The 22,427-nt window shown below is 36.9% G+C and carries 19 protein-coding genes, 1 pseudogene and 2 riboswitches; of the genes and pseudogenes, 2 read left to right on the top strand and 18 right to left on the bottom strand.

Features of this window, described 5'->3' with window-relative positions; all coding sequences use genetic code 11:
• Positions 1-7 precede the first annotated feature (7 nt).
• From phnG to AC2VNP_RS07835, 10 genes are all read right to left on the bottom strand, one after another.
• A complete protein-coding gene (gene phnG / locus AC2VNP_RS07880; protein WP_486916797.1) occupies positions 8-442 on the bottom strand; it encodes a phosphonate C-P lyase system protein PhnG in 435 nt (144 codons plus the stop codon).
• Positions 443-656: 214 nt separating this feature from the next.
• Positions 657-1,517, bottom strand: coding sequence for a PHP domain-containing protein (locus tag AC2VNP_RS07875; RefSeq protein ID WP_486916796.1), 861 nt, complete (start codon positions 1,515-1,517; stop codon positions 657-659).
• Positions 1,518-1,694: 177 nt separating this feature from the next.
• A complete protein-coding gene (locus AC2VNP_RS07870; protein ID WP_486916795.1) occupies positions 1,695-2,681 on the bottom strand; it encodes a phosphate/phosphite/phosphonate ABC transporter substrate-binding protein in 987 nt (328 codons plus the stop codon).
• Positions 2,682-2,789: 108 nt separating this feature from the next.
• Entirely contained in the window at positions 2,790-3,599 is an 810-nt protein-coding gene (gene phnE / locus AC2VNP_RS07865) for a phosphonate ABC transporter, permease protein PhnE (RefSeq protein WP_486916794.1), read from the bottom strand.
• Positions 3,596-4,459 (bottom strand): phosphonate ABC transporter, permease protein PhnE, encoded by an 864-nt coding sequence (phnE, locus tag AC2VNP_RS07860; protein ID WP_486916793.1) that lies wholly within the window; start codon positions 4,457-4,459, stop codon positions 3,596-3,598. Before phnE (AC2VNP_RS07860) ends, phnE (AC2VNP_RS07865) begins: the two co-directional genes overlap by 4 nt.
• A 35-nt stretch (positions 4,460-4,494) precedes the next feature.
• Positions 4,495-5,238, bottom strand: a complete 744-nt coding sequence (gene phnC, locus AC2VNP_RS07855) for a phosphonate ABC transporter ATP-binding protein (RefSeq protein ID WP_486916792.1) — start codon at positions 5,236-5,238, stop codon at positions 4,495-4,497.
• A gap of 304 nt (positions 5,239-5,542) precedes the next feature.
• The gene (locus tag AC2VNP_RS07850; protein WP_486916791.1) at positions 5,543-6,364 is read right to left on the bottom strand and encodes an HAD family hydrolase; all 822 of its coding nucleotides are present in this window, start codon (positions 6,362-6,364) and stop codon (positions 5,543-5,545) included.
• Between the two features lie 12 nt (positions 6,365-6,376).
• A complete protein-coding gene (locus AC2VNP_RS07845) occupies positions 6,377-7,117 on the bottom strand; it encodes a GntR family transcriptional regulator (protein ID WP_486916790.1) in 741 nt (246 codons plus the stop codon).
• Between the two features lie 251 nt (positions 7,118-7,368).
• Positions 7,369-8,598 carry an MFS transporter gene (locus tag AC2VNP_RS07840; protein ID WP_486916789.1) on the bottom strand — a complete coding sequence of 410 codons (1,230 nt, stop codon included), beginning with the start codon at positions 8,596-8,598 and terminating at the stop codon, positions 7,369-7,371.
• 119 nt (positions 8,599-8,717) lie between these two features.
• The gene (locus AC2VNP_RS07835; protein ID WP_486916788.1) at positions 8,718-8,963 is read right to left on the bottom strand and encodes a hypothetical protein; all 246 of its coding nucleotides are present in this window, start codon (positions 8,961-8,963) and stop codon (positions 8,718-8,720) included.
• Positions 8,964-9,036: 73 nt separating this feature from the next.
• Here AC2VNP_RS07835 and AC2VNP_RS07830 point away from each other — a divergent pair, with 73 nt between their 5' ends.
• Positions 9,037-9,243 (top strand): hypothetical protein, encoded by a 207-nt coding sequence (locus AC2VNP_RS07830; RefSeq protein ID WP_486916787.1) that lies wholly within the window; start codon positions 9,037-9,039, stop codon positions 9,241-9,243.
• Between the two features lie 95 nt (positions 9,244-9,338).
• Here AC2VNP_RS07830 and AC2VNP_RS07825 read toward each other — a convergent pair whose 3' ends face one another.
• The 8 genes and pseudogenes from AC2VNP_RS07825 to metE form a co-directional block, all read right to left on the bottom strand.
• Positions 9,339-10,667 (bottom strand): MFS transporter, encoded by a 1,329-nt coding sequence (locus AC2VNP_RS07825; RefSeq protein WP_486916786.1) that lies wholly within the window; start codon positions 10,665-10,667, stop codon positions 9,339-9,341.
• 47 nt (positions 10,668-10,714) lie between these two features.
• On the bottom strand, positions 10,715-11,917 hold the full coding sequence (locus AC2VNP_RS07820) for a hypothetical protein (protein WP_486916785.1): 1,203 nt from the start codon (positions 11,915-11,917) through the stop codon (positions 10,715-10,717).
• 3 nt (positions 11,918-11,920) lie between these two features.
• A complete protein-coding gene (locus AC2VNP_RS07815) occupies positions 11,921-12,382 on the bottom strand; it encodes an RNA polymerase sigma factor (RefSeq protein ID WP_486916784.1) in 462 nt (153 codons plus the stop codon).
• Between the two features lie 398 nt (positions 12,383-12,780).
• Positions 12,781-13,218: a flavodoxin domain-containing protein gene (locus tag AC2VNP_RS07810; RefSeq protein WP_486916783.1), complete on the bottom strand. Its 438-nt coding sequence runs from the start codon at positions 13,216-13,218 to the stop codon at positions 12,781-12,783.
• 1 nt (position 13,219) lies between these two features.
• Complete coding sequence (locus tag AC2VNP_RS07805; RefSeq protein ID WP_486916782.1) at positions 13,220-14,266, bottom strand: ribonucleotide-diphosphate reductase subunit beta; 1,047 nt, start codon at positions 14,264-14,266, stop codon at positions 13,220-13,222.
• A 22-nt stretch (positions 14,267-14,288) separates the two neighbouring features.
• Positions 14,289-16,583 (bottom strand): ribonucleoside-diphosphate reductase subunit alpha, encoded by a 2,295-nt coding sequence (locus tag AC2VNP_RS07800; protein WP_486916781.1) that lies wholly within the window; start codon positions 16,581-16,583, stop codon positions 14,289-14,291.
• 156 nt (positions 16,584-16,739) lie between these two features.
• A riboswitch (cobalamin riboswitch) is annotated at positions 16,740-16,936 on the bottom strand.
• Between the two features lie 127 nt (positions 16,937-17,063).
• The gene (locus AC2VNP_RS07795) at positions 17,064-17,531 is read right to left on the bottom strand and encodes an acyl-CoA thioesterase (protein ID WP_486916780.1); all 468 of its coding nucleotides are present in this window, start codon (positions 17,529-17,531) and stop codon (positions 17,064-17,066) included.
• An 89-nt stretch (positions 17,532-17,620) separates the two neighbouring features.
• Positions 17,621-19,720: pseudogene (metE, locus tag AC2VNP_RS07790) on the bottom strand (5-methyltetrahydropteroyltriglutamate--homocysteine S-methyltransferase).
• Between the two features lie 177 nt (positions 19,721-19,897).
• A riboswitch (cobalamin riboswitch) is annotated at positions 19,898-20,078 on the bottom strand.
• Positions 20,079-20,715: 637 nt separating this feature from the next.
• Here metE and AC2VNP_RS07785 point away from each other — a divergent pair.
• Entirely contained in the window at positions 20,716-21,633 is a 918-nt protein-coding gene (locus tag AC2VNP_RS07785) for a transposase (protein ID WP_486916779.1), read from the top strand.
• Positions 21,634-22,427 lie beyond the last annotated feature (794 nt).

The raw sequence follows: 22,427 nt of genomic DNA, 5'->3' as shown, positions 1-22,427 counted from the left end.
GTTCCTCCTAGTCATCCATCACATTAAAGTCAACTCGACTCTGTTTCATTAACTGAAACTCTTTTATTTGTTCTGTCTTTTGTCTTTCTTCTTCTAGTACCAGCCAGTTACTAAACTGTACTTTGAACTCAGACCATTTGGAGGAAGAGTGATGAAATACAGCGTCAATCATTGCAATTTTCTTCACTTTTTCTTCTTCATTTCCAATTAATGCAGCAAATCCAAGAGCCCCATCTACGGATACTGTTGCTTCTGTCATTAATATTTCTCCAACATTAAATACCTGTTTCTCCACGGACTCTTTTGCGCGCATCATGACCAATCCTAAACTAGGCGGTTTCACAATTTTCACTTCACCCATTTGTTCAATCTGCGTTTCCCAATGGACTAAATCTTCTTCAGTAGCATTAGATAGTATTTTCGTTCTCATTGCTGTGTCCATCTATGAATACCCCCTTTGTTGTTTCTATGTTCATCGTAACTTGTCGCCAAGTGAGTGATATTAAGAGATTGTTAAGTTCTTTTTAATTGTAGAGATAAATTGTAAACTTCTCTTAAAATGTATAAAAAAAGAAACTATTCGATCCCGGCTTATAAGATCCAAAACATCAAATAAGACTCGTCCATTGAATAGTTTGCATATGCATATTGACTTGCTATTTTTGTATGACTTTTAATCTTTCTTTTAAAGTTTCAATACATTCAACTCCTGGGCAGTTTAAACCAATTGTATTGTTTGGATCTGCTCCATATGGTCCATGAAAATCCGAACCGCCCGTCATTAATAAATTGTATGTTCCCGCCAAAGCTTTGCATCTCTCTATATCTTCTTCCTTATGGTCATGATGGTAGACCTCTATTCCTTGAAGGCCTAAATTCACCCATTCTGGAATAGCGTCATAATTGTTCATTTGACCTGGATGGGCAATAACTGGTATTCCACCAGCTTCGATAACCGCCGTAATAGCATCACAAACATCAATATACTGTATTGGCATAAACGCAATACCAACATTTCCTTTATGGTCTCCTCTTGAAAACAGTTTTTTATAAAGTGGACCATAGATTTCCTCTTCATATCCTGCATCGATTAGAGCATGCATAATATGTTGCTTATAAACTCCAGTTCCACCTTCTGCATGCCGTTCAACTTGTTCCCAAGTAATCTGATAACCTGATTCTATTATTTTTTCGACCATTCTTTTTGAAGTCTCGTGTCTCTTTTCTATTAACGGTTGGCATATCTTTTCAATCGCTGGATGGTTTGGTTCAATGTAGTACCCTAAAATATGAGCTCTTGTATTTCGTTTATAATCATAGGCTGAAATTTCAATTCCAGGAATGATCTCAACACCGTTTTTTTCACCAATGTCTTTGGCTATCGGAAGTCCTTTCGTCGTATCATGGTCGGTGATAGCAAGATGTGTTACACCATTGGACTTGGCTAGCTGGATTACTTCTTCGATCGTCATTGGATTATCTGATATTTTCGTATGACAATGTAAATCGACAACCATTTCATTTTCCTCCGATTCGAGTTTTACTTATAAACTTTGATTAAAAGACCAAGCAGCCTTCATACTATTAGTTTCGTAATAGTTTGACGGACACAAAGTAGCTAGAGCTAATGTCTAATCACTCCAACACCTTGTGTCCATTTTATAATTATATTTTTATAGTGTTTTAGCTAAACATTAATCCATTTGTGAAACATCTAAACCTAGAATATCTGCAGTTTCACGAATAATATCATAGCGAGCATCTTCCACTGGTTGATACCCATCTTCCAAGCCCATCTCTTCAATATATGTCTCAAGTTCTGGATGATTTAAAATATCAAAGAACGCTTCCTTAATGGCTTCTTTTAGACTTTCTGGTAAATCACCAGCAACCGTAATAGGACTTCTTGGAATTTGTGCTGTTTCTTCAAAAATTTTAATTTCGTTAATTCTTGGGTGATCTTTAAACTCATCTAAACGGCGGTCCCAGTGACTGCTTGCCATTGGACCTGCGTCAATATCACCATTTAAAACAGAGATGAACGTAGAGTCATGTCCCCCTGTGTACACTTGATTAGCAAAGAAACTATCCAGATCTGTCTCCTCTGATAATCCAACTTCACTCATAATATGTGCTTTTGGAAAGATAGCACCTGATGTAGATGCAGGGTCTACCCATCCAATGGTACGTCCTTCTAAATCAGCTACAGACTCAATTCCAGAATCCTCCATTGTTAGGAAAGCAGCTGTATAATAATCTAGACCACCACTTAAAGTAGTAGCAAACGCTTCTACACCGGCTCTTTGATTTGCTAATACGTAAGAGAAGGGCCCCCAAAATGCAATATGTGTATGTCCAGCTCGAGCAGCTTCAACCGCAGCTGTATAGTCTGATCCAACAAACATTTCGACTGGAATTCCTAATTGAGCTTCTAAGTAATCTGTAAAGTCAGCATAACGATTTGTAACTGTTTGAACATCCTCAGCTGGAATGGAAGAAATAACTAGCTTTTCCGGCCAATCTGCACGCTCGTCATTTTCTGCTGTTTCACTCGTTTGGTTAGAGCCTGTATTTTCAGAACTAGAGTTGCTTGATGTGGTATCTGATGAACCACATGCTGATAAAGCTAACAATACACTTGATACAATCGACAGTGAAAATAACTTTAAACTTTTCTTCATCTTGGAATTCCTCCTAATTTTTAGTTTTCCTGTTTTTGGATAAATGGATGGTACAAAAGATCGTTCTTTGTATCACCCCTTTCAAGGTTTTAAAAAGTATATATTTATTTACATTCTTGCGGCTTTGGCTGTTTCTGCATCAAATCTTCCTTTAATAAACCTTGAAATATATTCAACTGAAATGATCATAACGAAAATAATTAGTGTAACTCCAAGTACTTGACTGTAATCAGCCATTCTTGAGGCTCTCATTAATTCAAAGCCAATTCCACCAGCTCCAACGATTCCGAGAACAGCCGCATAGCGAATATTAATATCAAAGCGGAAGACGGACCAAGAGATGAAAATACTCATAATACTTGGAATAACACCTTGCATAATCACTTGAAACTTAGTTCCGCCAGCTGCCTGAATAGCTTCTACTACACCCATATCGATCTCTTCAATTGCCTCTGCGTAAACCTTTAAAAGCATTCCAATACTGTTAACAGCAAGGGCCATAATACCTGGCGTCGGTCCAAGCCCTACTGCGACAATGAATAAGATCGCCCAGATTAATGCTGGAACCGCACGAACAAAGCCCGCAAATGCCTTGATCGCATAGCTAATTGAAATATGCGGGGTTAAGTTTTTTGCTGCAAATACAGCTAAAACCATTGAAAAGACAATTCCAAACAGTGTACCGATTACGGCAACTTGGATCGATTCTATGGCGGCACTAAATAGATTTTCCGGTCCGTTAAAAGTAGGAGGCACCATAACCGAAATGATATAAGAACCTCGTTCAATACTATTTAATAGACGCTCTGGCATAATATTCATCTGCATTAAACTCACAATCAAGAAAACCGTTCCAAGGAAAAGAAATATAATTTTAGTCAGTCGATCTTTTTCCTTTTGTGCTTGCTTTTTTATCATATAATTCTCTCCCTTAGCTTAGCTGTTGTATATTCAACTAAAAGAATCATGAAGAATATCATCGCAATCGCTACTACCGCTTGATCATATCTAAATAGCCCGATATCAGCCATCAGTGCTGTCCCTAATCCACCAGCACCAATCATCCCAAGTATTGCAGACTCGCGGATGTTTAAGTCCATCTTGTAGAAAGACCAAGCGACAAAACCAGCATAAAATTGCGGCCAAACCGCTTGTCCCATCACTTGAAACCAGCTTGCTCCCGTAGAGCGTACCGCCTCTACTTGACCTGCATCAATTTCTTCAATAATGTCAGCAAAAGCTTTTGCTAAAATGCCGACACCCGCTATACCAATTGCTAACGTTCCTGCTAAAGGACCTAATCCAAGAGCTGCGACAAAAAAGATACCAATGACTAGAGTTGGCATCGCTCGAATGAAAGCAATCACCGAACGGCTCACTGAAGCTAATATAGGATGAAACGATGTGTTCTTGGCTGCTAAGAATCCTAAGAATATGGATAAAAACACCGAAATTAACGTTCCGACATAAGCCATATATAACGATTCAAAGGCCGGTTTTATATATTTTGGTATTGCACTAAGATCAGGAGGCAGCAAATCATTCCAAATAAAAGAAGCCATATTTCCTATCCCGCTAAAAAAGTAGGCTAATTTAAAATTTGTCCCCACCCATGACCAAATAATTAGGGCTAATATAGCTGCCCAAACAATGAATAGATTTTTTACTAATCCTTTATTTTTAGCCTTCAAATCTTTGTACATTTGATCGACATCAAATGCTTCCTGTTCTGCTGGCGCCACTTGATGCTTCTGAAGCTTTTCAGCTGGCATACTCATGTTTTTATCCAACTCCTTTCTTCATAATAGAAAAACTAGTTATATAGATATTTAATAACTTCATCTGTTAATTCTTTGGCTGTTCCATCAAAAACAATTTGGCCTGCCTTAATTCCAATAATTCTTGTTGCAAATTGCTTTGCTACATCGACTTGGTGGAGATTGACGACTGCTGTAATCCCATCTTCTTCACAAATTTTCTTCATATAACTCATTACACGTTCTGATGAAGCCGGATCTAGACTAGCAATAGGTTCGTCTGCAAGAAGTAACAATGGCTTTTGAGCTAAAGCCCTGGCAACACCAACCCTTTGCTGTTGGCCGCCACTTAATTCGTCTGCTCTTTTAAATGCTTGATCGGCAAGCCCCACTCTTCCTAATAACGTTAAAGCTTCCTTTGTATCTCCCTCTGAGAACAGTCCTAGACCACCTTTAATGGAAGAAACATAGCCGAGTCTGCCATGTAGGACATTTTTTACTGTTTGAGACCTTTTAATAAGATTAAATCCTTGAAAGACCATTCCAATTTCACGTCGGATATTACGCAGATCCTTACCTCTAGCTTTAGTAACTTCTTTACCGTTAAAGAGGATACTTCCACCAGTTGAAGTATTCAGACGATTAATGCATCTTAGAAAAGTACTTTTCCCTGCTCCACTTGAACCGATAATGGCAACTAATTCGCCCTTTTCAATAGTGACTGTAATTCCCTTTAAGGCTTCAGTTCCATCAGGATATACTTTCTTTAAATCGTTAACTTCAATTATCGCTTCTCCCATTTTGTAATTCTCCTTTTTGTTAATCTGTAATATCTCAACCGAGTTCAATTATGAATTATCTATCTTAAGAGAATATTATAAAAACGTTAAACATTTAAAAGAGTTAATAAACAGATTATTAACTCTTTTAACTTGTTTGTACTTGTACATTTACAATTTACATTTTCATTACATTACTAAAGTAAAGACAAATTCCGTGGCAGTTGAAATTATAGAAAAAACTCCTACACTTGTTTCAATGCAGGAGTTTGGAATACCATTTTTTATAGCAGCTATTCACTATCAGTTACCAACTTTCAATGACTCACATTTTATTAACAGCACTTGGCGTGTTTGTATAAAGATACTCTAACTCTCTAGCTACTCCTTCATCATTATTGGTTAAGGCTATCTTATCAGCTGCCTTCTTTAAGCCTTGCGGGGCATTATCCATCGCGATTCCCAGTCCTGCAAGTTGGATCATTTCTAAATCATTAAAATAATTCCCAAAGGCTACCGTTTCGTCTAAAGCAATATTATAACGATCAGCCATAATTGATAATGCGTTTCCTTTATTTACTGAAGGTTGAATTAAGTCCAGCGTATCTTCACCACTGCGAACGAGTTTTGTTGAACTCATTCGATTTAGTTGCTCCAAATACCACTCTATAGAATCCAGTTGCTCCTCGCTGGCCAAAATAGACATCTTAAGAATCTTCTCTTCAACACCCATCACATCTTTTAATACGACTGGATGATAAAAACCTTTACTATACCGTCTAGATAGGTAACTAGTATCCTTTTCGATATACATATTACTTATTGTATTTACTGTAAAATTCAACTGATGCTCGCGACAGTAGTGAATAATAGAGGAAACATGATTGATAGAGTAGCCCTCTTCTAATTCAACCTGTCCTGTTTGTGTGTCAATAATTCCTGCTCCATTGTAGACAATAATAGGTTCATGTAACCCTAATTCTTCGGCAATAGGCAGCGTCCTTTTCGGACTTCTTCCTGTAGCCAAAACCACTTTTACTCCTTCATTACGGATGTGCTGAATGATTTCTTTCGTGCGGTCACTAATCTTTTTTTCATCGTCTAGCAAAGTACCATCTAAATCTAGCGCTACTAATTTATACTTCATCCTTCACCACTCCTACTCTTTTGTCAGATCAAGCTTAACTAAGCATTTATTCATATCTCCACGTATTCTAGAATGTGTATACTCTACTGGAGTTCCATCCGGATGTACGGCAACACTTTCAATCGACATTAATGGGACTTCATTTGAGACGTTTAAATGAAACGACTCTACGCTGTTCGGTAATACAGCTTGAAAAATAGAATACTCACGTTGAGGAATAAAACCATAATTTGTATCTAATAACTGATAAAGAGAAGCAAAATCTCTTAAATACCACTCGAGATCAGGCACCTTGCTTTCTAGTAAAATCGTAGTTGAGTAGGTAATTGCCTTATTCTCAACATAACGAAGAATTTCTAAACGATAAACAGGTTCACTAGCAGCGAGCTTCAAATACTCCATTTCTTTTTTAGACGCTCGTTTTTTTTCCCAGTTTAACAGTTTACTGCTATGGTGCTTGCCGTTCTTCATCATATTCCGTGAAAACTGCGGCTTCCCTGCAAGAACATATGTTGTGGGAGTGGGCTTAGAAATGACATAATAACCTTTTCCCTGCTTGGATGAAATGACTTCTAAGTTAACAAGCTTTTTTAATGCTTGTCTGATCGTATAACGGTTTACTTGAAACAAATCACTTAGTTCCATCTCTGAAGGAAGTTTTTGATCTTCTTCATAAACCCCATTATTAATGCAGTCAATTAAGTAATCAGAGATAAATGCTGAGTCGTACACCTCATTATATTGTGTGTTCACTGTAACCCCTCCAACTTCTTAATTTTAAAAATTATCTCAATTTTACCTTGGCGCCAAGTGAAATTGATTAATTCTATATGGTTTTTTTACAAACTTTGTAATAATTTTATGAACAGATTGTTAATGAATGGTAGAGTTTGATAGGAGCGTTCAATAAAATTTGCAATTAAAATAGGCAGCAACTACTGTTGCCACCTTAATTGCCTTTATTATCAAAAAAATGAATACAAGCTAACGGATACTTGAATGAATTATGCACTTTTTCCTATCAAGTTTTTCCTTTGTTCCACATATTCTGTAAACCAAATATATGCAAGTACGAATAGAATAACTCCACTCACCATATAAGTGATGGCAATTCCATGATTTAATCCAAGAATAACATAACTAATTAAAGGCCCAAGAGCAGCTCCCGTATCTAAGAAAACAGCATAATAGGTCATTACAGTATGTTTGTCTGTGGTCATTGCAATATCAGAAGTTACAGCATCGCTGAGAGTTGTTAATATGGTGGAAACGCCCATAAAAACAAGTACAATAAACAGCCAAATATAAATAGGCATCTGAATGGGCATCAGCCATAGGCAAACGGCGCCCAACAACATAAATACAATAAATAACGGTAATCTGCCTCTCTGTCCATCAGATACCTTACCAAACCAAATGGCTAGAAAAGGCTCCCAAGCCCATCGGATCCCTTGTAGTATTCCAGCTAGAGCTGTAACACCTAGTGTTATACCAAATAGTATGATGATTTCACCATAATGACGACTCATCACTAGAGCGATCGTCGAAGCAAACATTCCCTGAATAAGAAAGGCTAATAATAATCCTGTCACAACAACTTTTAAGACAGGTATTGTCATCCAACGATAAGAAAATTTCCTCATTTTGTTTTTGGGCGCTGCTTCTTTCTTTCCTTTTGGCATCATCACCAAAACAAACGGGATACCCAATATCATAAGCAAACCAAAAATAATAGCTACTACACTGATACCGTATAGGCTAACTAAAATACCACCAACTAACATACCAAAAAGACTTCCTAACCGGTAAAGACCATTATAAGTCCCCATCAACTTTCCGCGATTCGCATCAGTTGAGCATTCTATGACTGTAAAAAATCCTCCTAATCTAAAAAATGACCAGGCGACTCCCCAAAGGATCCTAAGAATAATCCAGGCCACTAAACCATAGGCAACTCCATACCCCACTGTAGTTACTATAGCTAGAATAACAGCTAAAAACGTTCCTATTCTTAAAGACATTCTACGATAGAACCAACCGACCAAAGGATTTATAGGAATCCGAATTAATCGATTTAATGAGAGAATTAGACCAACTTCCCACAACGATTGAAGTCCCACCTCTTTGTAATAAATAGGAAGAGCAATATAAAGCATGGAGTCTCCCAATAAACAAAGAGCTGTTACTAACGATATAACAATTACCGGCTTTGTTTGATTTGTTTCTTTACTCAAGTTTCCAGCACCCTAACACTCCTCTTATTTCTGATGAATACTCCCCATACTACAAGATGTTGTTTAAGGTAAAATAAAATTAACGTAAAAATTGTTTAATTTTTGTACTGAAAGCTGTATTAATAGAACTCCGTATTGTTATATTTTTTCAACAATGTCTCTTGAACAAATTGTCTGCACTCAGTTGATAAGGGAGATCTGTCTTCATGAATGATATCCCCAAATGGCCTGCCACCTAAAAACTTAACTTCACCTTCAAAAGATTTGCCCATAACATCATCGTACACTGAGAAGGTCACAAAGGTTGTATTGTGTTGTGTACTCTGAAAATCGGTTATACTTAAACCATGTTTATAATGTTGCATTTAAAATTCCCCCTACTTATTTCTTTATCATGATGGTAGATTTTATTGATACTACAAAGGAAGGAGCCATAAAATGTCGACGATAGATATTAATGCTATACGTAAATGGAAAGCAATTCCTGATGATTTCAAACAGAAAATTCTAAGTAATGTATTTTGCGTTAACTGTGGCGTTACAACCATTATCAATTATAGTATACATGATGATTCAGACGGCATTCTCCTTAAAGGAGTCTGTAAAAAGTGTAAAGAACCAGTGGCCCGATGTATTGAGGATTGATAACCCTATAATTTTAATTTTTCGTTCTCTAAGTATTAAAACAAGAGAGAGGGCAAGAATGCTGCCTGTCCTCTCTCAACTTCTTCCGTATCATATTACACATTTTCATATAACAATCCCTTTTCATCCACAATTGCGTCTGGAACCTCTGTCTCAATATTTCTAACTCTAGGCTGAAGATAAACAATAGTTGTCACCATGACAAATAATAATCCAACGAAAATGAATAGTAATCCTATGCCGCGGCTTTCTCCTACGCCTATCAACTGACCTAAACTATTGGCAAGAAGTCCGTCTTGCCTCAGCAAAGGGTTAAACACATGGTCGACTAAAGGACCTGCGATTATGATTGCTAAAGGATAAAGGGAAGTACCCAGCATCCTTCTTATAGTAAAAACACGACCTTGGATCGCAGGATCAACTTTACTTTGCCAGATGGCCTGACTGCATGAATTGATAATTGGGATAAGAAAGAGAAATAATGTGAAGCTAGCCGTAATAAAAATAATAGACGTTGCAGCACCAGCAAAAGTGATCATAATACCTGCGATAGCACAGCTGAAGAAAACACCATGAATTCGATTTTTCGGGCCACCCCACGCACTAATTACTATCCCTCCAAGAAGCATTCCAAAACCTGAGATCGATAAAACAATTCCCAATGTTTGTTCTGATGATAACGAAATAATTAATGGTTGAAGCAGGACATTCACAAATCCGAGCAATAAATTGATCGATGCAGAAAAGAATAATAACCACTTAAACCCAGGCTGCTTCATTACGTATTGCCAGCCTTCTTTTGCTTCTATAATAAATTGTTTTGTGTCTAATTTAGTAGATCGCTTCTCTACAAGTTCAGGTATTTTAGCGAAAATTAAGGTTGTTACCGCTAAGGTAAATGCTGCCAAATCAACAAAGATAACTGCTTGCAACCCATATAGATGAACTAGAAAACCAGCCAACATTGGTGCAATAATAATTGAGGCTGACTCTCCTATCTGAATTAAGCCATTTGCTCGACCTAACTGATGTTTTGGGACCAATAAAGAAATCACCGATTGGTAGGTTGGCATTAAAAACGTATTAAAGCTAGACGCTAACGCTGTTGTTACGTAAATATGCCAAACTTCCAAATGACCTGTCAAAACTAATGCTAGAATAATTATGGTTGAAAACGCAGCTGCACTATTACTCATAATCATTAATTTCTTCCTCGAAAACCGGTCAATAATGACACCTGCAAATGGTGATAAAAGTAACGTTGGAAGTACTATAGAAAGAATAATCATAGAGAACTGTGTAACCGAACCTGTTTCTGTTAGGACCCAAAAACCTAAAGCAAATGAAGTCAAACTAGTTCCGATGACAGAAACAAATTGGCCCACCCATATTAATAAAAACATGTTAAAACTTTTAATATCCATATCCATTCCTCTTCTAGTCATTTTCCCTATTGGAAAGAGCCTATTTATTAAAGGGAAAGTTCACCTAAGTTTTGGATGAAAGATACCTTTTCAATAGATCTTTCTTCTCTAATTATTCCCGTTTTCAATCGAACGAGTTTTTGTAACGTACCTATATTTTTTTTCTCTGGAACAATTACTTCACCTAAAACGTCTAATGTTAAGATCTTGGTTGAGAGCACTTCTTCCGTCACATCGCTGTTTAAGGTTAATTGACCATTTACGATGAAATTCATCGGTTTTTCAAGGGCTAGAAATTGGTCATTCGTCCACTCTTCCTCACCTTCGATAAAAACAAATGTATTCTCATAAGTCAGCACTTCTGTTTCTACTTCTACACAACGTTCATATACTAAGTCTTCAATGTCTTCGTGACAAATAATAACGGAAGTTGAATGAATGTTTTCAATTGATTGAGAAAACACATCTCGTATAACATCCGCTTCTATAATGATAGGTTTTTGAGTATAAAGGTTTCCATGTTTCAATCGTTTAATTGATCTTGCATTTAACCTAAGTTGTTTTTTTATTAATTCATATCCCGACGGAATCACTCGAACAACACATGAAGACAACGAAGACGTTTTTTTATACAAATAAGCTTCTTGATTTTCATACATATAAATAAGCCCGTTAATCTCCATTTTCTTAATTTTTTCGCAAAATAAATCCATATCTAAATCCTGGCTGAATTGAAGCATTCCATTTACGATTAAATGGCTGGAAGGCTCAATCGCTAAAAGAAAAGAATTTGTAAGTGTAAATTTTCCATTTTCAATTCTCGGTAATTCTCCTTCATAAGTCTCAATCATCATTGAACCGTTTGAAAAAAGCTGACTCACCTTGCCAGAGAGGTGAGCTGGGCAAAAAATCTTTCCACTCACCAGTAATTGTAAAAAGTCACCTTTTATATGCTGCCCTTGAACATTTTTGTCGAACATCACCATACCGTTCACAACTAATTGGATAGGCGCATTAATTGATCGTAAGTATGCTTCATCGATCATTAAAATCCCGCTATATAACTGATATCCATCAGGTACTTCAATACCTTTTCCGATGTTCCCAATATTTAAAGAAGTTACCAAATGTGCATTTTCCTTCCGATAAATAACTAATCCAACATTTTCAATTCGTTCAATTTTCTCAACACTTGCTTCTGATGCGTTCATTAAATTAAGTACACCAATATTTCCAATTGTTTGTTTCATGTGTTATCGCTCCTCAATAATTATTCTCAAACGTTTTATTGCGATATGAAGCTTGTAGCGTACAGATGAGGGAGGTATTCCTACCTGTTTACCGATTTCTTGACTTGATAAGCCTAACCAATACTTCTTAAAAATTAAATCACTTAAATCATTAGGTAAATGGGACAATAATTCAGTAATTTCAAGATGATTTCCGACTATATGTTGCACTGGAAAATCTAGTTCTTCCTCCCATGAGGTCGTTCGCTTTTCTTTTCTACGAGCATCAATCAACTGATTTTTCATTACTCGAAAAAACCATGCCCGCTGCTTATGCAAAGGCAGACTGTGAATTTTTTCTTCACTTAATAATTTGATAAGTGCCTCTTGCACAAGATCATTCGCCTCTTGTTCATGCCTGGCAATGGACCTGGCAAAACGATGAAGATCATCTTTTAAACTGTTATAAACATCACTCGCTTTCACTTACACCACTCACTTTAACTTATAAAATTTCACTTAAACTACGATTTGAATAAACTCAATTTTTTCATACTTCATAAGGATAACGAATGAAACGACCAAAGTGTTTGAAAAAATTTTTTTATATCTATAGTATTCTCACTTCAATTAATAAAAACAAAAAAGAATGTTAGCAACTCATTCGTTTAGACTAAAAATATAAGTGGTTCCCCTTAGTGAGTTTGTTGTTTCTCAGAGATGTAAGACACCCTTCACAAAAAATTCCCCCAAACTAATAGTTTGAGGGAATATGTAATCTTCTCTAAACCTGTTCTATCAACACGACTGGTCTCCACATGACTTGAGTGGTGATCGCAGACATAATGATGTAGCAGTCTGTAGTTTTTCAATTACCTACTCTACTACACATGCATCCGTTGAACAAACAACTCTACAAACTTTTCACAACGAATTTGGTCTTGGTCTTGTGGAGTTAATTCGACTTTTAAAGTTACTGCTAAGTCTGTATGAACAAACAACATATCACGGAAGTGGTCAACGGCTCCGCAATAGTTAGGATAAAACCGATCTCCTGTACCAAAAACACCTGTTTTTATATGTTTTGCATTCTTTGTTTCGATAGCTTCATATAAATGAGTCCATTCTTGTGGTATATCCCCGTCTCCCCACGTATACGTACCAATTGCGAGTCCATCGTAATGTTCAATTGTCGTGACCTGAAACTCTTCGATAGAATACAACGAAACATTTAAATTATACTTTTTAAAGGCTCGGTAAATCATTTCGCTTAGCTGTCGAGTATTTCCTGTAATTGATGTATAAACCATTGCAACTTTCATTTTATAATTCATCAAATCCGTTCGACTGACTCACTTTTGTATAGGTTCTTGATTTTTGTTCAAAGAAATCCGACTTTGTTTCATTCATCATTTCATCACTAAATATATGAATCCACGGCATAGGGTTATCTCGTTCTTCAAAATAATTCGCCAAACCTAGCTGACGAAACCGCTTATTCGCTAAGTATTCTACATATCTGTCATATTCTGATAAATCAATGCCTTGTATGCCTTTTAAAATGGCATGCGCCCACTCTTTTTCTAGTTCTACTGCACTGCCGATGGTTTTATATATATATTGAATGTTTTTTTCACAGTTGAGCTCTGGGTTTTCTGTCATTAAAATTCTGATAAATTGGGAAACAAAATATGCATGTTGCATTTCATCCCTTTGAATGTAACTGATCATCGTGCTCGTACGTAACATTTTCTGCTGACGGGCAAGGTTATAGAAAAACGCAAATCCTGCATAGAAATAAATGCCTTCTAGATTAATAGAGTTTACACATAAGGAAAATAAATTCTGTAAGGTAGGGTTCTTACGAAAGGATTCATACGACTCCAATATAAGCTCATTTCTTTTCTGTACTAATGGATCATCTTTCGCTTGATTAAATTGATCAATTTGCTCATCTAAAGGAATAAGAGAACTTAATATATAGGAATACGATTCATTATGGACCGCTTCTTGTTGTGCGATGACTGCAAAAATCGCTTTAAAACTAGGATCTGTCACATAGTCCATCACGTGTGTCATCGTCGGTGTTTGAAGACTATCGAGAGATGCTAATTGTGTATTAATTCTTAAAAAAATTTCTTTTTCTTTTATCGTTAACTGATCCCATTGTTTAATATCATCTTGCATATTAATTTCTTGAGCTTTCCAAAAGTTAGATAATAACACATGATAAAAATCATACATTTGCGGATACGCTATATCGTTCCAATTTAATATTCCAGATGACTCTCCATTTACGATGCCTGTTGACTTATTAGGGAATTCTGGGTTAAGTAATTTAATTTTTGTTAACTCACTGTGTATATTCATTTATGGTCCTCCTAAATCTCCTCTAGCTGTGACAAGCTTGACATTCATCCATTTCAGCTTGCGAAGTGCTTCGAACATAATAGGTCGTCTTTAGCCCTTGCTTCCAAGCCTCTAGGTGAAGGTTTAATAAATCTAACGCTTTTACATTATGTTGAACATATAAGTTAAAGCTAACTGATTGATCAATATGTCGCTGTCTAGCGGCATTCTGCTTAATACTCCACTTCTGTTCTATTTCATGTCGTACTTTTTGATAATACGGATACGTAATATGAGTTAACTCGGGTGCCGTTACGATAAATTTAAAGTTTTTCTTTTCTTCGGCATATTCCACAGCGTACAACGGATCAATCCCATCAGTTGAACCACCAATTTTAGCTGTTGACGAGTTAGGAGCAATAGCCATCATCCAGCCATTCCGGACGCCATATTTTTTTACTTCTTCTATCACGTTTAACCAAGGAATAGAATTGTAACCTTTTCGTTTAAAATAAGCCCCGGTGTGCCATTCAGAACCTTCGAACTGGCTATAGGCTCCTTTTTCCTTAGCGAGTTCCAGTGACGCCCGTATCGTATAATAGGCAATCGTTTCATACAGCTCATCTGCGTATTGAACGGCTTCGTGAGACTCCCAGTGTAAGCCTTTAATTGCTAATAAATGATGCCAGCCAAATGTCCCTAAACCAACGGCTCGATATTTTTTATTGGTTACTTGCGCTTGTCCCACCGTAATGGTATTAAGGTCAATAACATTATCTAGCATGCGCATTTGGATTCGGACTAACCGTTCTAATGCATTCGCCTTCACCGCATTAGGTAGATGAATAGATGACAGATTACAAACGACAAAGTCACCTGGTTTACGAACGATCACAATGTTTCCATCTTCATCTCGATATTCGTTAACGATTTGCGTTGCAGACATATTTTGAGTAATCTCGGTGCATAAATTACTACAAAAAATGGATGTACGCCCTTTAGCAACTATATGTTTATTTGGATTTTGACGATTTACTTCGTCCCTATAAAACATAAATGGAGTCCCTGTTTCTAGCTGAGCAACCATTATTCGTTTCATGACATCCATCGCTCGATATGTTTTTCGAGGCAGTAATGGATGGTTTACCGCTTCTTCGTATTTCTCCTTAAAGTACCTTCTATCTGTTTCATCATAAAAATCTTCTAACCCTAATTTAGCTCCTCTTTCATCTTGCCATCCCATCATTTCCTTTACTTGATGTGGACAAAATGTATGCCAAACTCCACTACTCTTTCCAGTTTCATCAACTTCTTGTAATTTCTCCATAAACAAATCTGGTACTGTTACACCTGTAAAAATATCATGTGCTTTTCTTCGCTCATCGCCGTTATTTGTTTTCAAATCTAAAAACCCATTCATAATATCCTTATGAAAAAGATCAAGATAAACAGCGACTGCCCCTTGACGTTGACCGAGTTGATCAACACTCACTGCTGTATCATTAATGAGGCGGATCCACGGAACAACCCCAGAAGAATTTTCTTTAAATTTTTTTATATCAGAACCCAGTGCCCGAACCTTACCGTAGTATACTCCTATCCCCCCTCCATCTTTACTTAACCTAGCGATATCCCAATTGTTTAAATAAATGCTATCTAACGAATCCTCTACTGTATCAATAAAACAAGACGATAACTGACCAAAACTCTTCCCTGCATTAGCTAATGTAGGCGTTGCCACTGTCATAAAAAGATTACTTAATGCCCAATAGGCTTCTTTTACTAGAGATAAGCGATTTCCCCCTTTTTCGTCCTGCATCAAGGTCATCGCAATGATCATAAAACGTTCTTGCGGTAACTCGTATAAGTTTTGGTCATGATCTTTTGCAAGGTACCGGTCTGCCAGTAGGAAAAGACCAATAAAGTTAAACAAGCTGTCACGTTCGGGTTCTATTTCCTCCCTCAGCTCGTTAATTTCTTCAATACTATATCGTTCTAATAATTGTTGCGAATAAATCCCCTTTTCAGTTAACATCTTGATAAGGTGATAAAAGTCACCATACTTTTGTGTTTGGTCATAGCCGCGGTTGTCTGACGCTTTCTTATATAATTCATTCAAATATAGAGTTGCTGCAACATACGTCCAATCTGGTTCATCCATTGAAATTTGATTTAATGCATAAAATAACGCTTGTTGGTTGGCCTCGTTTTCTATATCTGGACCGCTTAATTCCTCAATACGGTTTATTAGCTTCGTAACGTCTATCGAATACCGTTCAGACGCTTCCTTAATAGCTTTCACTATACTTGTGTATTGTGTTTCTATTTGTTTAATCATACTCAGCTCCCTTGGTGATTTTTTCGGTTAAAAAGCTAGATAAAATAAAAAAACTCTTCCGATAATGGAAGAGTAACTGTCGTAAAAACGGCACAAATTGACATATGTAAAGAAATTTTCTGCACCGTTTCGACTTCTCACCCCCCGAAGAAATGAAACTTTTGGAAAGAATAGGCAGGTCTCCTGACTTGTGTTTCTCTTTACTCTGAGCCTTCCCATATAAGCACCAATTAAGTGAACTTATACAGTGGTGACCTCATTTCATCCACACTTACAGTTGCGGGGACAGTTCTGGACTTTCACCAGATTCCCTATTAAGTCTATTATCAGACACCTATCATTCCATCATATCAATATTTAGTTAACTACAAACAAAAAAACACTATATATTGTATATAGTAAAAGAAAGTCTAGCAAATTTCAATCTTTTTTATAAATATATCATGTTATAGTCAATCTCATATTGGTTCTATGATTTAGTTATAGAATTGAGTTTATACGTTGTTTCTTCCGTTCTTGTGCATGGTTATATAACTCTTTTTCCTCTTCTGTAACAGGGACCACACCTGGGACTGGTACTGGAACACCTCGTTCATTAATTGCAACCATTGTTAAGAATGAGGTAGTGGTAATTGTTCGCTCTCCCGTTTGTAAATCTTCACATTCAACTTTTACGTAAATTTCCATCGATGTTCTTCCTGTTGAGACTACAACAGCCTCTAAATATAAAATATCTCCTACCTTTGCAGAAGAAACAAAATTCACCCGATCAATGGATGCCGTTACGACAACATGCTTGCTGTGTTTCATCGCAGCAATAGCAGCTATTTCATCTATTTGCGATAAAACGGTCCCTCCAAAAATAGTCTCTAGATGATTTGTATCAGCAGGCAGGACTAACTTTGTTTGGACGGTCCTTGATACATCAGTCAATAAGGTTGTTTTCATTAAAATCACTCCAATGTATTAATAACAGCGAAATTTAATTTAATAGAAGCATTTTAAACCAAGTGGGCTAAAATGCTTCATAAATTTTATTAAACAGGTTGTTCTTGAACGCTTCGTAGCTTCCTAGTGGCTTCGACCATATTTTTTAACGATGCAATTGTTTCTTCTTCACGACGTGTTTTTAAACCACAATCAGGATTCACCCAAAACTGTTCTTTAGAAATAACTTCTAAGCTCTCTTCTAGGATCGTACTAATTTCTTCAACACTTGGGACACGCGGGCTGTGAATATCGTAGACACCTAACCCAATCCCAAGTTCATATGGATTTTGTTTTAGAGATTGTATGAATTCACCATGACTTCTTGATGTTTCAATTGAAATTACATCTGCATTAAGAGCACCTATTGGCTAAATAAAATCATTGAACTCGCAATAGCACATATGTGTATGAATTTGTGTTTCATTTTTCACACTTGAAGTCGCTAACTTAAATGCTTTTACAGCCCAATTTATATATTCATTCCAATTTTCTTTACGTAACGGTAACCCTTCTCGTAAGGCCAGTTCATCTACTTGAATGATAGAGAGTCCTGCTTCTTCAAGAGCATCTACCTCTTTTCTAATGGCCAAAGCAATTTGATAAGCTACTTGTTTACGAGAAATATCATCACGAACAAAAGACCAGTTTAATATTGTCACAGGGCCCGTTAACATTGCTTTGACATACTTAGAAGTTAATTGTTGTGCTTCTTTTATCTCTTTAACTGTCATCGGTTTAGTCCACTCGACATCACCATAGATAATTGGAGGTTTTACACAACGTGAACCATAGGATACGACCCATGCGTAGTCTGTAAAGGCAAAGCCTTCTAGCTTCTCACCAAAAAATTCGACCATATCTGTACGTTCAAATTCACCGTGGACTAAAACATCAAGTCCAATTTGTTCTTGAATTTGAATCCAGCGAGCTGTTTCACTTCTCACAAACTCTTTATAAGCTGAATCTGTAATTTCTTGATTACGCCATGCTGTACGTGTACGTTTTACTTGATCTGATTGGGGAAAGCTTCCGATTGTTGTTGTTGGGTAATCTGGTAACTTCATCGTTTCTTGCTGCAATGATTGACGTTCCTTATATCTCATTGGACGACAAAAATGCTCTGGCCTCACTTGTGCTACAAGCTCTTTTACACGTACATTATTTCGATCATCATGTTGAGCTAAAGCATCTGTAGCTAGCATAATTTCCGACACACTTTTTTTTCCCCGACCATTCTCTATCACGAATATAGGATGTGATATGAGTTAACTCCTTAATTTTTTCATCAGCAAATGACAAGGCATTGGTAAGAGTAGGGTCCAGCTTTTTTTCAGACTGTGTTGTTACTGGTACATGTTGTAAACTGCATGAAGACTGAATCCATGCTTCTTTTACACCACTTAAGGATAAAATGGCTTGGGTATTAGTTGCTTTTTCTGCTAAACTGGCCCGCCATATATCACGGCCGTTTATAATCCCAATTCCCAATACTTTATCTTGTGGAAAGCCATGTTTTCGAAGTGCGGTCATGTTTTCTTCAGCACCATGGATGAAATCTAGACCAATCCCTGCAACTGGTAATTTTGATAATTCTTCATACTCTGACAGTCCTTCAAAATAAGTTTGTAGCATAATTTGAACGTTAGGTACAATTTCTTCCAATTGTTTGTAAATTTGATGTACTAGTTTTACTTCATCTTTTGTTAAGGAAAGTACTAATGCTGGTTCTTCAACTTGAATCCAATTAGCACCTGCATCAACAAGTTGCTGTAAAACTTCCGCATATAGTGGTAGTTTGTGTTAAACCATTTTGTCATTTCACAAGCTACAACACTTTGTGATCCACGCGCCATTGCGTAATAGGTTGCTAGATCTACCTCATCGCCTCGCCAGTTATACCGGTTTGGTACTAAGCCAAACATTGCCGCTAGGTCAAGCATACGATCATAAAATGTAAAATCTCCTACAGTTAGTAATTCTATCCCAAGAGATTGCTGGCGCTTCAAATTATTTAAACGAATTTCTTTCATTTCTAAAACAAATTGTTCCTCTGATTTTATACCCTTCCAAAATGACTCTAAAATGCGTTTCCATTCACGTTTCTCACCTATATATGGGTAACCAACAGCCGTACTGATTAAATTCATATTCAATCCTCCTGGTAAATTTACATATTATAAAACGCAAAAAAACCATCTCCTAAATAGAAAATGGCTATACAATCAAGTTAAAGGGATGCTTAATAAAGAATGCTTAATCAGCATTGCTCTTAACTAGTTTGTCGTACAAATTGAATGTCACCACCTATTTCCACGTAGGTATTTGGTGTGTACTAGAGATAGGCAGGTCTCCTGGCTTATCATCAACGCTCCTCACACCTTCCCGTCACAAGACAGTGGTATTTGTGATTCACTCCGACATACAGTTGCGGGACAGCGACGGAATTTCACCGTTCTTCCCTTTTAAGCCAAACCGTGGTTTGGCACCAACTCTTACACTATATTTAATTTTTACTAACTATATCATATTCATTTTTCCAAGTATATAATTTCCTGAAAAAATAATTTTTTGTTTGAATGTCAAGCTTTAGAAATGACGGCGGCGAGAACCATAAACCACACCTCAATTCTTATCTAAATTGAATAACGCCATTGATACCTAACTATTTCAACTCTATCAACGCGACGGCCTCAACATGTGTTTTGATAGAATGATGATACTGAAACGCGTAAATATTGAACTCGCGTAAAAATGTACCCCCTATAATTATAAATAGCTTCTCGGAAATAAATTTTCCGTACCAGCTTTAGTCTTTCGACTAGGGATTTTTTATTGCTTCACCCCAAAACAGGAGTGCGAACAAACTTTCCTCTTGACGAACATTCGTTCCCTAAACAATTAAGTGAGGGTTTTTTCATCACTTAAAATGGGGGAACTATATGCTTACTAAGATTCGTACACATGATTCTTATCTTAATTTTGTAGTTGAACAGCTAGATTTACAATTCAATGACAAAACATTTTTAAAGGATTTTTACTCCTATCGCTTGGTGTTCTTTGGTTGATCTTACCGATGCTGGCACTCTTCTAAAACATCTCTATCCTCAATCCCAGAGGAAGGAAACCTCGTAATCCTTTTGATATGCTTCGCAGTTTAATGCTTATGCATCATCAAAAGATCACAAGTGTAGACCAATGGGTGTTCACCTTAAAAACAACTCCCATTTTTGCTATTCTTAGTGGTTTTTCTCCAGACGATATTCCTGGAGTCGGAACCTTTTATGACTTTTCCAACCGCCTTTTGCTAGCTTCAACTCCACATCTATCTCAAAAGAAGAAACGAAAGCTAAAGAAGCCAAGAAAGAAAGGGAAAAAGAATCAGAAACTTGAACTGAAAAAACCTAACGTTGTTCAGAAGCGCGTGAAACGTGCCTTACGAAACAAGAAAGTTCGATACACGCCTAATGCACATGATCAACTTCAAATCCTTTTTCAATCCTTGTTCGTCTATCAGTACGCATCAAAAGGTTTATTAGGAAACACGAATTCACTAAGCATTATGGCTGATGGATCTCCCGTAGTAACAGGAGGTCGACCTTATGGTAAGTTCCTTTGTGACTGCCGTAAACACGGCAACTGGAAATGCCAATGTCAACGACAATTTTCAGACCCTGATGCCGATTACGGCTGGGATAGTTCTCGTGAAAAATACTATTATGGTAGAAGTCTTTTCATGGTAGCTGCTTCGGATAGTCTTTATGATTTACCCATCTACCCAAGGCTCCATCGGGCCAGTAAACATGACTCCGTCTTGTTTGTGAGTACCTTCCATGAACTGAAGCATTGGTATCCAGATTGGACAATTGGAGAAGTCATCCTAGACTCAGCTTTGGATGCTTATCCCATCTATGATATGTTAGAGCACCATGATGTTTCTGCCATCATTGACCTCAATCCGAGGCGTTCGAAACAGTTCATCTACAATGAAATGGACATTAACTTAGACGGCGTCCCGGTCTGCCCTATCGGCCGAAAAATGCTCGATTGGGGAGTGGATTAGAAACGATATCGCCTTAAATGGCGCTGTCCAGCCGCAGTTGGAAAATGGAAATGTCCAACACCTTGTTCAGAATCTGCTTATGGACGGACTTTTTATACATCGACAAAGGATAACCCTCGTCTTTTTCCCTAGAGTCAAGCGTGATAGTAAGGAATGGTATAAGCGTTATGCTTTACGTACTGGGGTCGAGCGTTGTATCAAACGACAAAAGGTTGATTATCGTTTAGAGGATTCAAGAGGACGTAGTTCAAGACATTGGAATATTCGAAGTTACATCATCGGCATGTGCCACCATGCCGATGCGTGCTTCAAGGAAGCAAAAAAGAATAATTTTTTTAGCCTCCATCAAGGAATTAAATCTCTTTTGTCCCTATAACCTCATCTTAAAGTGCAAATTTTTAAAAATCCACTACCAGTGGTTTATTTGATATGCACTTTTTTTTTTGAAAATGGCTGTGAAAATTCCAATTAATCCTCTAGAAACTTGCTTTCATCCCCCATCAGACCCAAAATCAGTTACTTAATTTCCGAGTCTCTATTATAATAAATCAAATTAAATTCCACTCGTGTTTATTAGTTGTTTTATGTTCTTTCAGTAATATGAACGTTACATATTACTGAAAATCAATAATGTTATAATACGTTTAAAATAACAATAATAAGATTGAACTAACTTTTTAGAATTCTATAGTGATTCATTGTTATATTCAATAAACCCTATATACATCTGGACATTCGGATTCAACAGGTGAGTAGAAGCAATGAAGTTTATATCGGCCACTGTTCCACTGATT

Source organism: Alkalihalobacterium sp. TH-98, from assembly GCF_057473385.1.
This window is presented reverse-complemented; position numbering and strand designations above follow the sequence as displayed.